This is a genomic window from Streptomyces sp. NPDC088923 (assembly GCF_044749745.1).
Lineage (GTDB): Bacteria > Actinomycetota > Actinomycetes > Streptomycetales > Streptomycetaceae > Streptomyces.
Window position 1 is genome coordinate 2,079,481 of record NZ_JBIVIO010000001.1, and the last position, 14,242, is coordinate 2,093,722.

At 70.3% G+C, this 14,242-nt stretch carries 10 protein-coding genes; 7 read left to right on the top strand and 3 right to left on the bottom strand.

Annotation, left to right across the window (positions count from 1 at the left end):
- The first annotated feature begins 295 nt into the window (after window positions 1-295).
- Complete coding sequence (locus tag ACIP4O_RS09400; RefSeq protein ID WP_401573241.1) at window positions 296-3,436, top strand: efflux RND transporter permease subunit; 3,141 nt, start codon at window positions 296-298, stop codon at window positions 3,434-3,436.
- A 90-nt stretch (window positions 3,437-3,526) separates the two neighbouring features.
- Here ACIP4O_RS09400 and nadA read toward each other — a convergent pair whose 3' ends face one another.
- A complete protein-coding gene (gene nadA / locus ACIP4O_RS09405) occupies window positions 3,527-4,708 on the bottom strand; it encodes a quinolinate synthase NadA (protein ID WP_401573243.1) in 1,182 nt (393 codons plus the stop codon).
- A 292-nt stretch (window positions 4,709-5,000) separates the two neighbouring features.
- On the opposite strand from nadA, the gene ACIP4O_RS09410 reads away from it, so the two are divergent.
- Entirely contained in the window at window positions 5,001-5,357 is a 357-nt protein-coding gene (locus ACIP4O_RS09410) for an iron-sulfur cluster assembly accessory protein (RefSeq protein ID WP_164291724.1), read from the top strand.
- 145 nt (window positions 5,358-5,502) lie between these two features.
- Here ACIP4O_RS09410 and ACIP4O_RS09415 read toward each other — a convergent pair whose 3' ends face one another.
- Window positions 5,503-6,513: a hypothetical protein gene (locus ACIP4O_RS09415; protein ID WP_401573246.1), complete on the bottom strand. Its 1,011-nt coding sequence runs from the start codon at window positions 6,511-6,513 to the stop codon at window positions 5,503-5,505.
- A gap of 383 nt (window positions 6,514-6,896) precedes the next feature.
- On the opposite strand from ACIP4O_RS09415, the gene ACIP4O_RS09420 reads away from it, so the two are divergent.
- Window positions 6,897-7,874 (top strand): carbohydrate kinase family protein, encoded by a 978-nt coding sequence (locus ACIP4O_RS09420; RefSeq protein WP_401573248.1) that lies wholly within the window; start codon window positions 6,897-6,899, stop codon window positions 7,872-7,874.
- Window positions 7,875-7,889: 15 nt separating this feature from the next.
- Here the strand turns inward: ACIP4O_RS09420 and ACIP4O_RS09425 are convergent, their stop codons facing one another.
- Window positions 7,890-9,287 carry a cysteine desulfurase/sulfurtransferase TusA family protein gene (locus ACIP4O_RS09425; RefSeq protein ID WP_401573249.1) on the bottom strand — a complete coding sequence of 466 codons (1,398 nt, stop codon included), beginning with the start codon at window positions 9,285-9,287 and terminating at the stop codon, window positions 7,890-7,892.
- 441 nt (window positions 9,288-9,728) lie between these two features.
- Between ACIP4O_RS09425 and coxB the strand changes: the two genes are divergently transcribed.
- From coxB to ACIP4O_RS09445, 4 genes are all read left to right on the top strand, one after another.
- A complete protein-coding gene (coxB, locus tag ACIP4O_RS09430; protein WP_164288019.1) occupies window positions 9,729-10,694 on the top strand; it encodes a cytochrome c oxidase subunit II in 966 nt (321 codons plus the stop codon).
- Window positions 10,691-12,427 carry a cytochrome c oxidase subunit I gene (ctaD, locus tag ACIP4O_RS09435; RefSeq protein ID WP_401573251.1) on the top strand — a complete coding sequence of 579 codons (1,737 nt, stop codon included), beginning with the start codon at window positions 10,691-10,693 and terminating at the stop codon, window positions 12,425-12,427. Before coxB ends, ctaD begins: the two co-directional genes overlap by 4 nt.
- Window positions 12,424-12,822, top strand: a complete 399-nt coding sequence (locus ACIP4O_RS09440) for a cytochrome c oxidase subunit 4 (RefSeq protein WP_361325071.1) — start codon at window positions 12,424-12,426, stop codon at window positions 12,820-12,822. The genes ctaD and ACIP4O_RS09440 overlap by 4 nt, the downstream gene beginning before the upstream one ends.
- Window positions 12,823-12,953: 131 nt before the next feature.
- Window positions 12,954-14,213: an Ig-like domain-containing protein gene (locus tag ACIP4O_RS09445; RefSeq protein ID WP_401573253.1), complete on the top strand. Its 1,260-nt coding sequence runs from the start codon at window positions 12,954-12,956 to the stop codon at window positions 14,211-14,213.
- Window positions 14,214-14,242 lie beyond the last annotated feature (29 nt).

Below are 14,242 nucleotides of genomic sequence, written 5' to 3' on the forward strand. Positions count from 1 at the left end.
CGCGCGGAACGGGTCAAAGCCCCTCTTGTCGCCGCCGGTTGAACCGAGCTCATACGGTCTTCTCCACCCGCCCGCTCAGCCCGGGGGTTGACCCGGCGCGGGCCCCCGCCTACTCCGACCGCAGTAGAGCGCCCGTACGAAATGGTCCTGGGAGCGCTCGAACCGCCTTTCGGCATGCCGCATCGTGGAGGGGTACGGTCGCCCCGTCTTCCCCAGCGCACCGGGACCCGCCCGGCACCCGGCGGTTCAGGACCGTGCGCCCCGCCCTTGCCGCGTAGCCACAGAGAGAGAACACATGTCCTGGCTGTCGAGATTCAGCCTCGCTCAACGCGCCCTCATCGGGCTGATGTCGATCGTCGCGATCGTCTTCGGAGCGATCGCGATACCTCAGCTCAAGCAGCAACTGCTGCCCAATATCGAACTCCCGATGGTGTCGGTCATCGCGCCCTACCAGGGTGCCTCGCCCGACGTGGTCGAGAAGCAGGTCGTCGAGCCGCTGGAGAAGTCGCTCGACGCCGTGGACGGCCTCTCGACGACGACGTCGACCGCCAGCGAGGGCAACGCCGTCGTCATGGCGCAGTTCGACTTCGGCAGCGGCACCAAGCAGCTCGTCGCCGACGTCCAGCAGGCCGTCAACCGCGCCCGCGCCCAACTCCCCGACGACGTCGACCCGCAGGTCGTGGCCGGCTCCACCGACGACATCCCCACCGTCGTCCTCGCCGCCACCTCGCCCAAGGACCAGCAGGCCCTCTCCGACCAGCTCGACCGCACCGTGGTACCCGAGCTGAAGGAGATCGACGGGGTCTCCCAGGTCACCATCGACGGCGTCCGCGACCTCCAGGTCACCATCACGCCCGACAGCGCGAAGCTCGCCCGCGCGGGCCTGAGCGCCCAGGCGCTCGGTGACGCGCTCAAGGCCGGTGGCGTCACGATGCCCGCCGGTTCCTTCGACGAGGGCGGCGAGAACCGCACCGTGCAGGTCGGCACGCCCTTCACCTCGCTGAAGCAGATCGAGGACCTGCGCGTCGTCGGCCAGGCCGGTCAGGGCGGCGCCCAGGGCGAGGCGCCCAAGCCGGTCCGCCTCGGCGACGTCGCGAGCGTGAAGCAGCAGGAGGCGACCGCCACCTCGATCACCCGCACCGACGGCAAGCCGAGCCTCGCCGTCGCGGTGACGATGGACAAGGACGGCAGCGCCGTCGGCATCTCCAACGCCGTCAAGGACAAGCTCGGCGACCTGCGCGACTCGCTCGGCACGGGCGCCGACCTCAAGATCGTCGTCGACCAGGGCCCGCCCGTCTCCAAGGCGATCAGCGGCCTCACCACCGAGGGCGCGCTCGGCCTCGGCTTCGCCGTCGTCGTGATCCTGGTCTTCCTCGCCTCGATCCGCTCGACGCTCGTCACCGCGGTCTCCATCCCGCTCTCCGTCCTCCTCACGCTCATCGTGCTGTGGACGCGGGACCTCTCGCTCAACATGCTCACCCTCGGCGCGCTGACCATCGCGATCGGCCGCGTCGTGGACGACTCGATCGTCGTCCTGGAGAACATCAAGCGGCACCTCGGCTACGGCGAGGAGCGCAAGGAAGCGATCCTCATCGCCGTCAAGGAGGTCGCCGGAGCGGTCACCGCCTCGACGCTCACCACCGTCGCCGTGTTCCTGCCGATCGGTCTCGTCGGCGGCATCGTCGGCGAGCTGTTCAGCTCCTTCTCGCTCACCGTCACGACGGCCCTGCTCGCCTCGCTGCTCGTCTCGCTCACCGTGGTCCCGGTCCTCTCGTACTGGTTCCTGCGCGGCCCGAAGAACATCACGAGCCCCGAGGACGCCGAGGCCGCGCGCCGCGCCGCCGAGGAGAAGGAGTCCCAGGGCCGCCTCCAGCGCGCCTACCTGCCGGTCATCGGCTTCGCGACCCGGCGCAGGGTCACCTCGCTGCTCATCGCCGTCTTCGTCCTCGTCGTCACACTGGGCATGGCCACACAGCTCAAGACGAACTTCTTCGACGACAGCGGCCAAGACTCGCTGAGCGCCACGCAGGAGCTCCCGCCGGGCACGAGCCTCGCGAGCACCGACGCGGCGGCGAAGAAGGTCGAGAAGCTCCTCGACGGCATCGACGGGGTCAGCGACGTCCAGGTCACCGTCGGCTCCTCCGGCTTCATGGCGGCCTTCGGCGGCTCGACCGACTCCAACCACGCCTCGTACCAGATCAAGCTCAAGAGCGAGGACGACGCCGACAAGGTGCAGGACGCGCTCGAAGGCGGCTTCAAGAAGCTCGACGGGGCCGGGGAACTGAAGGTCTCCGCCGGCGGCGGCTTCGGCGACCAGGACCTCTCGGTCGTCGTCAAGGCCCCCGACCGCGACTCGCTCGCGAAGGCGGCCCAGCAGGTCACCGACGCCGTCAAGAAGATCGACGACGTCAAGTCCGTCGAGAACGACCTCGCCACCTCGGTGCCGCGCGTCTCGGTGACCGCGAAGCCCGCGGCGGCCGATGCCGGTCTCAGCCAGGCGGCCCTCGGCGCCCTCGTCGCCGAGCAGGTCAACGGCACCAAGACCACCACGGCGACGCTGGACGACACCGAGCGCGATGTCGTGGTCCGCTCCGCGCACCCGGCGACGACCGTGGCCGAGCTGAAGGCCCTGCCGGTCGGCGGTGCGAAGCTCGGTGACCTCGCGACGGTGAGGCTCGTCGACGGCCCGGTCTCGATGACGCGCATCGACGGCGCCCGCGCCGCCACCGTCACGGCCAAGCCGGTCGGCGACGACACCGGCTCGATCAGCACCGCGCTGACCAAGAAGCTCGACGAGCTGAAGCTCCCGCAGGGTGCCACCACCGAGATCGGCGGCGTGACGGCCGACCAGAACGACTCGCTCGGCAAGCTGGCGCTCGCGATGCTCGCCGCCGTGGCGATCGTCTTCCTGCTCCTCGTCGGCACCTTCCGCTCGCTGATCCAGCCGCTGATCCTGCTCGTCTCGATCCCCTTCGCGGCGACCGGCGCGCTCGGCCTGCTCCTCGTCACGGGCACCCCGCTGGGCGTCCCCGCGATGATCGGCATGCTGATGCTCATCGGCATCGTGGTGACCAACGCGATCGTCCTGATCGACCTCATCAACCAGTACCGCGACCGCGGTTACGGAGTCATCGAGGCGGTCACCGAGGGCGGCAGGCACCGCCTGCGCCCGATCCTCATGACGGCGCTCGCGACGATCTTCGCCCTCATCCCGATGGCGACCGGCATCACCGGCGAGGGCGGCTTCATCTCACAGCCCCTCGCGGTGGTCGTCATCGGCGGCCTCATCAGCTCGACCCTTCTGACCCTCCTCCTCGTCCCGACCCTCTACGCGATGGTCGAACTGCGCAAGGAACGCAGGGCGGCGAAGAAGGCGAAGAGGAAGGGCGAGGACGGCACGGAGGTCCCGACCCCGAGGGAGACGGTGAACGTCTGAGGAAGCGGTACGAGAACGACCTGAGCCCCCTGCCACGATCCTTGTGGCAGGGGGCTCGGCACTTCATCCGCTCCGGGCTCACATAAACCGCTACGGCAGCGCCAGCATCCGCTCCAGCGCCTTCTTGGCGAAGGTCTCCGTCTCCGAGTCGACCTCGATCCGGTTGACGACCTTCCCCTCCGCGAGCGACTCCAGCGTCCACACGAGGTGCGGCAGGTCGATCCGGTTCATCGTCGAGCAGAAGCACACGGTCCGGTCCAGGAACACGATCTCCTTGTCCGGGTGGGCCTTCGCGAGCCGCCGCACGAGGTTGAGTTCGGTCCCGATGGCCCACTTCGACCCGGCCGGGGCGGCGTCGAGCGCCTTGATGATGTACTCCGTCGAGCCCACCTCGTCGGCGGCGGAGACGACCTCGTGCTTGCACTCGGGGTGGACGAGCACCCGTACGCCGGGAATCCGCTCCCGCACCTCGCTGACCGAGTCGAGCGAGAAGCGCCCGTGCACCGAGCAGTGCCCGCGCCACAGGATCATCCTCGCGGCGCGCAGCTGCTCGACGGTGAGCCCGCCGTTCGGCTTGTGCGGGTTGTAGACGACGCAGTCGTCGAGCGACATCCCCATGTCGCGGACGGCGGTGTTGCGCCCGAGGTGCTGGTCGGGGAGGAAGAGCACCTTCTCGCCCTGCGCGAAGGCCCACTCCAGGGCCCGCTTCGCGTTCGAGGAGGTGCAGATGGTGCCGCCGTGGCGCCCGGTGAACGCCTTGATGTCGGCGGAGGAGTTCATGTACGAGACGGGGACGACCTGCCCGGCGACGCCCGCCTCGGTGAGGACGTCCCAGCACTCGGCGACCTGCTCGGCGCTCGCCATGTCCGCCATGGAGCAGCCGGCGGCGAGGTCGGGGAGGATCACCCGCTGGCGCGCGGAGGTGAGGATGTCGGCCGACTCGGCCATGAAGTGCACGCCGCAGAAGACGATGTACTCGGCCTCGGGACGCGCGGCGGCGTCGCGGGCGAGCTTGAAGGAGTCGCCGGTGACGTCGGCGAACTGGATGACCTCGTCCCGCTGGTAGTGGTGGCCGAGGACGAACACCTTCTCGCCCAGCTTCTCCTTGGCCGCGCGGGCACGGGCCACGAGGTCCGGGTCGGAGGGTTCGGGGAGGTCTCCCGGGCACTCCACTCCGCGCTCGCTGCGCGGGTCGGCCTCGCGGCCGAGCAGCAGCAGGGCGAGCGGGGTGGGCTGCACATCGAGGTCGACGGGGGGCTGGGCCGTGGTCACGTCACGCACCCTTTCTTCTGGACAGGCGGCGGTGCGGCCGCTCCGGGGACGCCGTCCGCAGGACGCCGCCCCCCTTTTCGTCGTATTGACGTTATTTATGATATCCGCTTACCGTCAGGTTGACGACACCGTGCGGCCCGATGTGATGTGTGCCCCTTCGCCGCCCCTGACCCGTCCCGGTGGCGTATGCGACGATGAGGGAACGCGGTCAGCGGCCGCGCGGGAATAACTCCCCGACCGTGCCGGTTGGAACGTCGGCAATCAGTCTCCGTACAACCCGGGAGAGAAGCAGATGTCCGTATCGGACGAGACCACCACCGCGAGCGAGGGCATCCTCCTGTCCGACGCCGCCGCGTCGAAGGTCAAGGCCCTGCTGGACCAGGAAGGCCGTGACGACCTCGCGCTGCGCGTGGCCGTCCAGCCCGGCGGCTGCTCCGGCCTGCGCTACCAGCTCTTCTTCGACGAGCGCTCGCTCGACGGCGACGTCGTCAAGGACTTCGGCGGCGTCAAGGTCGTCACCGACCGCATGAGCGCCCCCTACCTCGGCGGCGCCTCGATCGACTTCGTCGACACCATCGAGAAGCAGGGCTTCACGATCGACAACCCGAACGCGACCGGCTCCTGCGCCTGCGGCGACTCCTTCCACTGAGCCGCCCGCGTTCCGCGCGAGCGCGAGCAGGAAGAAGGCGGCGACCCCCTCCGGGGGGCCGCCGCCTTCGTCGTGTCCGGGTGGCGCAGTCCGCGCGGCGTGGGCTCAGCGCCCTCGGGCCTCGGCGGTCCCGCAGCCGCCGGGCTCAGACCGCCGGGACCGATGCTCCCGTCGTCGTCACGACGGTCCGGTTCCCCAGGGGGCGGTCGAGGGTCACCGAGCGGGTCAGGTCCTTCGCGATCATCACGCACACCTTCCCCGGCTCCTTCTCCTCCGTGAGGTGGACGCGCACCTGCGCCCCCTTCTCCTCGGCGTGCGCCCGGTAGCGGGCGCACACGCCCCCGGTGAAGCGGAGGCTCAGTTCGCGCCCGGCCGCCGCGTACGAGACGGGCGGTACGGAGCGGGTCGCCGCGCCGGGACCCGCTGACGTGGCCCCACCGGGGTGGCGGGGGCCGCCGCCCGAGCCGAGGTGCCGCTCGTCGATCGCGATCTGCGCGAGCGTCGCGGACCGCGAGGGGACGGAGAAGAGCCAGGCCGGTACGAGGACGGGGTGCCCCTCCCGCGTACGCGCCGCGAGCCCGAAGCGCGCCCGCGTGACGGGAACGACCGTCCCGTCCTCGCCCGCGCCCTCGTTGAGCGCGGCGAGCGACTCGGCGGCGGACCGCACCGCGTACCGCTCCGCTTCGGCGGTACGGGGCACGTCGAGCCGCCCCGTGCCGCCCACGATCTCGCCGCCCGCCGCGATCCGGAGCCGTGTCGACCAGCCGTCCGTGGGCAGCCCCCCGACCTCCGGGTCGGCCTGCACGACGCGGCTCGCCCCCCGTACCTCGTCGCCGCGTGACGGCGCGCCCGCGAGCCCCAGCGCCGCGAACACCGGCCGCGCGGCCTCCCGCGCCTCGGTCTCACCCGGCGCCGAACACCCCTTGCCCGCAGCGCACTTGTCGCCCTTGGTCACGTAGCTCCACGCCCCCGGAGCCTGCCGGGCGACGGTGAGCCCCGCACCCCGCCACTCGCCCCCCTCGGCCCGCACGCCCCCCGCGACCCCGAGCGCCCGCGCCAGCCGCTCGGCCTCCTCGCGCGACACACTCCCTTCGACCCCGTAGACCCCCGCCTTCTCCGGCCCCTTCGGCAGGTCCCCCTCGGCCCGGTACCGCACCCCACGAGGGTCCGGCTCCCCGGGCGCGATCCCCGGCGGCGACTCACTCGCGGCCACACTCCCGGCAGGCCCGGCATCCCCGCCCCCACCGCACCCCGCCACCAGCATCCCCACCCCGACGACCCCCGCGCAGACCCGAACCTTCATGCCCATGCCAACTCCACCCTCGCTACCGACAGGACAAAACTCTGACGCCCCACCACCCCACCCGGTTCCACCCCCGAAAACCGAGCCCGCCCCCAAGCCCAGCCCGCACCAAAATCAGCCCCTCCGGCGTTTGAGGAGCGGGGCCCGGGGCGGAGCCCCGCGAGGCCCACCCACGAACACGCCGAGCCAAGCCGGATACGGTGAACCGACACCCCCGCCCCGACGCAGGAGTACCCGTGCGGATCGCAGTCACCGGCTCCATCGCCACCGACCACCTCATGACCTTCCCCGGCCGTTTCGCCGACCAACTCGTCGCCGACCAGCTCCACACGGTCTCGCTCTCCTTCCTCGTCGACAATCTCGACGTCCGGCGCGGCGGGGTCGGTGCCAACATCGCCTTCGGCATGGGCCAGCTCGGCACCGCGCCGATCCTCGTCGGCGCGGCGGGCCCCGACTTCGACGACTACCGCGCCTGGCTCGACCGCCACGGCGTCGACACCACCTCGGTGCGGATCTCCGAGGTCCTGCACACCGCCCGCTTCGTCTGCACGACGGACGCCGACCACAACCAGATCGGCTCCTTCTACACGGGCGCGATGAGCGAGGCCCGCCTCATCGAACTCCAGGCCGTCGCCGAGCGTGTCGGCGGTCTCGATCTCGTCACGATCGGCGCGGACGACCCCGAGGCGATGCTCCGCCACACGGAGGAGTGCCGCGGCCGGGGCATCCCCTTCGCCGCCGACTTCTCGCAACAGATCGCGCGCATGGAGGGCGACGAGATCCGTACGCTCCTCGACGGCGCCACGTACCTCTTCTCGAACGAGTACGAGAAGGGCCTCATCGAGTCGAAGACCGGCTGGACGGACGCCGAGATCCTCGGCCGGGTCGGCCACCGCGTCACGACGCTCGGCGCCGACGGCGTGCGGATCGAGCGGGTGGGCGAGGACCCGATCGAGGTCGGCGTCCCCGAGGAGCGGCGCAAGGCGGACCCGACGGGCGTCGGCGACGCGTTCCGCGCCGGGTTCCTGTCCGGGCTCGCGTGGGGCGTGGGCCTGGAGCGCGCTGCGCAGGTCGGCTGCATGCTCGCGACGCTCGTCATCGAGACGGTGGGGACGCAGGAGTACCAGCTGGAGCGGACGCACTTCATGGACCGCTTCACGAAGTGCTACGGCATGGAGGCGGGCGAAGAGGTACGGGCGCACCTCGCCGTGTGACGGCAGGGGGACGGCTCAGCCGGTGCGTCGCACCCGGTACGCCGTCCCCTCCCGCCCCACGTACTCCTGCCCCCGCATCTCGCACCACGCCGGGATGTCCAGGGCCGCCGCCTCGTCGTCCGACAGAACGGTGACCGTGGCGCCGACCGGGACGCGCGGGAAGATTTTCGCGAGTTCGATGACCGGGATCGGGCAACGCTTGCCGAGCGCGTCGACGAGGAACGGCCCGGGGGAGGGGGCGGCGGACGAGCCGGGGGAGGGCGCGGCGGGCGGCTCCTCGTCCACGGGGGCGCCGAGCTGTTCCCGTACCCCCGCCACCACCCCCGGCAGCACCTCCAGGAAGAGGTCCACGTCCTCGGCGCGCACGTCCAGCGGGAGTGAGACGCGTACGTTGCCCTCGCTCAGGACGCCCATCGCGCGCAGGACGTGGCTCGGTGTCAGTGCCGAACTCGTGCAGGACGAACCGGACGAGACGGAGAAACCGGCCCGGTCCAGCGCGCTGAGGACGCTCTCGCCGTCCACGTAGAGGCACGAGAAGGTGAGCAGGTGCGGCAGCCGCCGCTCCGGATCGCCCACCACCTCCGTACGCGGCACGAGCAGCGGCACCCGCTCCCGCAGCCGCTCCGTCAGCGCGCGCAACTCCCCGGCCCGCGCCACCGCCTCGGCGCGCGCCGCACGCAGCGAGGCCGCCGCGGCGACGATCGCGGGCAGGTTCTCGAAGCCGGGAGAGCGACCGTTCTCCCTCTCGTCGGCGGGCCCGGCGGGAGCGAAGCGCGTGCCCTTGCGCACGACGAGCAGCCCGACCCCCGCCGGACCGCCCCACTTGTGCGCGCTCGCCGCGAGCAGCGACCAGTCGCCCTCCACCGGCCCCCACAGCAGCGACTGCGCCGCGTCCACGAGCAGCGGCACCCCCGCGGCGCGGCATTCCTCGGCCACTTCCGCGACCGGCTGCACCGTCCCCACCTCGTGGTTCGCCGACTGGAGCGCGGCGAGCGCGGTGTCGGTACGGAGCGCCGCCGCGTACGCGCCCCGCTCGACGGCACCCGTACGGGACACGCCGACCTCCGTCACCTCACCTCCCGTACGGGTGTGCGCCTCGGCCGCGTGCAGGACGCAGGAGTGCTCGACCGCCGAGACCACGAGGTGCGCGCCCACGCGCCGCCGGCCCGCGAGCGCCCCGGCGAGCCCGGCGTGGACCGCGCGGGTGCCCGAGGGCGTGAAGACGAGTTCGTCCGGGCGGCAGCCCACCGCCTCGGCGGCGGCCTCGCGGGCCGCGTCCAGGAGCAGCCGGGCCCGCCGGCCCTCGCGGTAGAGCCGGGCCGGGTCGGCCCAGCCCTCGTCGAGTGCGGCGAGCAGCGCCTGCCGGGCGACCGGATGAAGCGGAGCGGCCGAGGCCACGTCGAAATACGGCACGGGCCAAAAGTAACCCCGACCCACCGGCACCCCCGTTGCCGGCCCGCTTCGCCCCGTACCCTCCCCGTCCCCTGAGACAGACCGCCCACCCCGGTACCCGTACGACAAGCGCACCGCTGCGGCGGGTGCCGCTCCCCGTTTCTCCCGCGACGCGCCCGGACGCGCGTGCTTTCTTTTCACCGCGCTGTCCGGGGCCCCCGTGCGACACGCCGCGCGCGCCAGGGGAGAAGGGGCGTCAGTTGGCCTGCGCGAGGGGCGATTCCACCCCTTCGGGGAGTGCTGCGGCGCGTTGGGGACCCTCCCCGCGCGACCCCAAATTGAGTCCAGTAGGGTTTGGTCCGCATAAACATCCAAACCCTGCCCGCCGCGGGGGCACGGCGACCGACCAGCGTGAAGGCCGCGTACGCCTCGGTGCGGGCGAGACTCTCGGGAAGGCGCTACGTGAGTCCCAACGGCTCCGACCGCTCGTCGCGGCGCCCGATGCGGCGGAAGCTGCCGCAGGTGCTGACTGCGGGCCTGATCCTGGTAACCGCTACCGGTTGCTCATACAAGGACTTCCCCCGCCTGGGTATGCCCACCCCCACCACGGAGGAGGCGCCGCGCATCCTTTCGCTGTGGCAGGGCTCCTGGGCGGCGGCCCTCGCCGTGGGTGTCCTCGTCTGGGGGCTGATCCTGTGGAGCGCGTTCTTCCACAGGCGCAGCCGCCACAAGATCGAGGTCCCCCGGCAGACCCGGTACAACATGCCTCTTGAGACGTTGTACACGGTTGTACCTCTGCTGATCGTCTCTGTCCTCTTCTACTTCGTCGCCCGCGACGAGTCGAAGCTCATGGACGTCTCGGACAAGCCGGCCCACACGGTGAACGTGGTCGGCTACCAGTGGAGCTGGGGCTTCAACTACATCGAGAACGTCGACGGGAACGACTCCACCGGCGATGCCGCGAAGTCCAAGGAACTCAAGGCGATTCCGGACCGTTTCGCCGAGGACTTCCCCAAGGGCGCCGAAGGCGTCTACATCGCCGGCACCCCCGCCGACAGGAACCCCCAGACCGGGAACCCGGGTCCGACCCTGTGGCTCCCCAAGGGCGAGAAGGTCCGTTTCGTCCTGACCTCGCGTGACGTCATCCACTCGTTCTGGGTGGTCCCCTTCCTCATGAAGCAGGACGTCATCCCGGGTCACACCAACGCCTTCGAGGTGACCCCCAACAAGGAGGGCACCTTCCTGGGCAAGTGCGCCGAACTCTGCGGCGTCGACCACTCCCGGATGCTCTTCAACGTCAAGGTCGTCTCCCCCGAGCGCTACGAGGCCCACCTCAAGCAGCTCGCGAAGGACGGCCAGACCGGTTACATCCCGGCCGGTATCGAGCAGTCGGGCCACGAGAAGAACCGGGAGACGAAGAACCTGTGAGTATCGACAACGACCCTCAGCGGGTCGCGACCGCGGAAGGGACGCTCGTCTCCGAGCCCCCGGTCCGCCGCCGCGCGCCCGGAAACGTCGTGGTGAAGTGGCTGACCACCACCGACCACAAGACGATCGGCTCGCTCTACCTGATCACCTCGTTCGTCTTCTTCTGCATCGGCGGTGTGCTCGCGCTCATCATGCGCGCCGAGCTCGCCAGGCCCGGTAACCAGCTGATCTCGAACGAGCAGTTCAACCAGGCGTTCACGATGCACGGCACGATCATGCTGCTGATGTTCGCGACGCCGCTGTTCTCCGGTTTCGCCAACTGGATCATGCCGCTCCAGATCGGTGCCCCCGATGTGGCCTTCCCGCGGCTGAACATGTTCGCGTACTGGCTGTACCTCTTCGGCTCGGTCATCGCGGTGGGCGGCTTCGTCACCCCGCAGGGCGCGGCCGACTTCGGCTGGTTCGCCTACTCGCCGCTCTCGGACGCGGTCCGCTCCCCGGGCGTCGGCGCCGACATGTGGATTCTCGGCCTGGCCCTCTCCGGCTTCGGCACGATCCTCGGCTCGGTCAACTTCATCACCACGATCATCTGCATGCGCGCACCCGGCATGACGATGTTCCGCATGCCGATCTTCACCTGGAACGTGCTGCTCACCGGTGTTCTGGTGCTGCTCGCCTTCCCGGTGCTCGCCGCGGCGCTCTTCGCACTCGAAGCGGACCGAAAATTCGGGGCGCATGTATTCGACGCGACAAACGGCGGAGCCTTGCTCTGGCAACACCTCTTCTGGTTCTTCGGCCATCCAGAGGTGTACATCATCGCTTTGCCGTTCTTCGGCATCATTTCCGAGGTCATTCCGGTCTTCGCGCGCAAGCCGATCTTCGGCTACGTGGGCCTCATCGGCGCGACCATCGCCATCGCCGGCCTCTCGGTGACGGTCTGGGCGCACCACATGTACGTGACCGGCGGGGTGCTCCTCCCGTTCTTCTCCTTCATGACGTTCCTGATCGCCGTGCCAACAGGCGTGAAGTTCTTCAACTGGATCGGAACGATGTGGAAGGGCTCCCTGTCCTTCGAGACACCGATGCTCTGGTCGATCGGCTTCCTGATCACCTTCGCCTTCGGCGGTCTCACCGGCGTGATCCTCGCGGCCCCGCCGCTGGACTTCCACGTCTCGGACTCGTACTTCGTCGTCGCGCACTTCCACTACGTCGTCTTCGGCACCGTCGTCTTCGCGATGTTCGCCGGATTCCACTTCTGGTGGCCCAAGTTCACCGGCAAGATGCTCGACGAGCGGCTCGGGAAGATCACCTTCTGGACCCTCTTCGTCGGCTTCCACGGCACCTTCCTCGTCCAGCACTGGCTGGGCGCCGAGGGCATGCCGCGCCGCTACGCCGACTACCTGGCCGCCGACGGCTTCACCGCGCTGAACACGGTCTCGACCATCAGCTCCTTCCTGCTCGGCCTGTCGATCCTGCCGTTCTTCTACAACATCTGGAAGACCGCCAAGTACGGCAAGAAGATCGAGGTGGACGACCCGTGGGGCTTCGGCCGCTCCCTGGAGTGGGCCACGTCCTGCCCGCCGCCGCGCCACAACTTCACCTCGCTGCCCCGTATCCGCAGTGAATCCCCGGCCTTCGACCTCCACCACCCGGAGATCGCGGCCCTCGACCAGCTGGAGAACGGCGACCAGCGCGACACCGCGCTCGTCGGCGGCAAGGAGGCCGGACGGTGAAGGTCCAGGGCAAGATGTTCATCTGGCTGAGCGTCTTCGTCCTCGCCATGGCGGTCGTCTATGGCGTGTGGTCGAAGGAGCCGGCCGGTACCACGGCGCTCTTCCTCGCCTTCGGGCTCTGCATCATGATCGGTTACTACCTGGCGTTCACCGCCCGGCGGATCGATGCGGGCGCGCAGGACAACAAGGAGGCCGACGTCGCGGACGACGCCGGCGAGGTGGGCTTCTTCAGCCCGCACAGCTGGCAGCCGCTCGCCCTCGGCGTCGGCGGCGCGCTGGCCTTTCTCTCCGTGGCCGTCGGCTGGTGGCTGCTCTACTTCTCGGCCCCGGTCCTCGTGATCGGCCTGCTCGGCTGGGTCTTCGAGTACTACCGCGGAGAAAACCAGAACCAGTAGCACATGCCGCGTCAGGAGGGGCCCGGACACACCGCACGGTGTGTCCGGGCCCCTCCTTTCGCGCCGCCCGGGGCCACCCGAACAGCTCAGCCGACCGCGCTGAACGGGCGTCGGCTTCGTACGTTGAGGCCATGAGCCACACACCGCGAACCCGTACGGTACTGAGCTGCACTGTGCTGGTGGCCGCTCTTGGAGCCGGCCTCTCGGCCTGCGGCGGCGAGGCCCGTGGAAACTCGTTGACCGCCCGGCCGTACGACGCCGCGGCGCACGTCACCTTCAACACGGCGGGCGCCGAACGCGTCGACCCCGACAAGCCGCTGGAGGTGACAGCCAAGGACAAGGACAGCCGGATCACCGACGTCACGGCCACCGACGGCCTCGGCCGCCAGGTCGCGGGCGCCCTCTCCGCCGACGGGACCCGCTGGCACTCGACAGGACCCCTCGCCGCCGCCGCCGACTACACGGTGCGCGTCGCCACCGAGAACCGGGACGGCGCGCCCGGCCTGAAGACCCTCCGCTTCCACACCGCCGACGCGGGCAAGAACCGCCTCAAGGTGACCTTCGGCCCCAAGGCCGGCACCTACGGGGTCGGGCAGCCGATCACCGCCGAGCTGAGCGCCCCGGTCAAGGACAAGGCGGCCCGCGCCGTCGTCGAACGCTCCCTCAAGGTCCACTCCTCCGAGGACGTCGAGGGCGCCTGGTACTGGGTGGACTCCAAGGAACTCCACTACCGGCCGCGTACCTACTGGCCCGCGCACTCCAAGGTGGACGTGAGCGCGAACCTCAACGGTGTGAAGGTCACCGACACCCTGCGCGGCGCGGACGCGAAGCCGCTCTCCCTCACCTTCGGCGACCGCGTCGAGGCGCTCGTCGATTCCGGCAGTCACCACATGACGGTGCGCAAGAACGGCAAGGAGATAAAAACCCTGCCGGTGACCACCGGCAAGCCGGGCTTCTCGACCCGCAACGGGATCAAGGTGATCCTGGGCAAGGAGTCGTTCGTCCGGATGCGCAGCGGCAGCGTCGGCATCGCCGCGGGCAGCTCGGACTCCTACGACCTGCCCGTCTACTGGGCCACCCGGGTGACCTGGAGCGGCGAATACGTGCACGCCGCGCCGTGGTCGGTCGGCTCCCAGGGCTCCGCGAACACGAGCCACGGGTGCGTGGGGATGAGCACGGGGAACGCGCACTGGTTCTTCGACACCGTGCGGGAGGGGGACATCGTGCGGGTCATCAACAGCGAGGGGGAGGAGATGGCCCCGTTCGGGAACGGGTTCGGGGACTGGAACCTGAGCTGGGCCAAGTGGGGGGAGGGCAGCGCGGTGACCGGGAGCGGGCGCAACACGGCCCCCGGCGGGGTGGAGCAGGCGCGGCTGCGGCCGCAGCTGTAGATCATCCGGGGGAGTGAATCCCCGTGGCC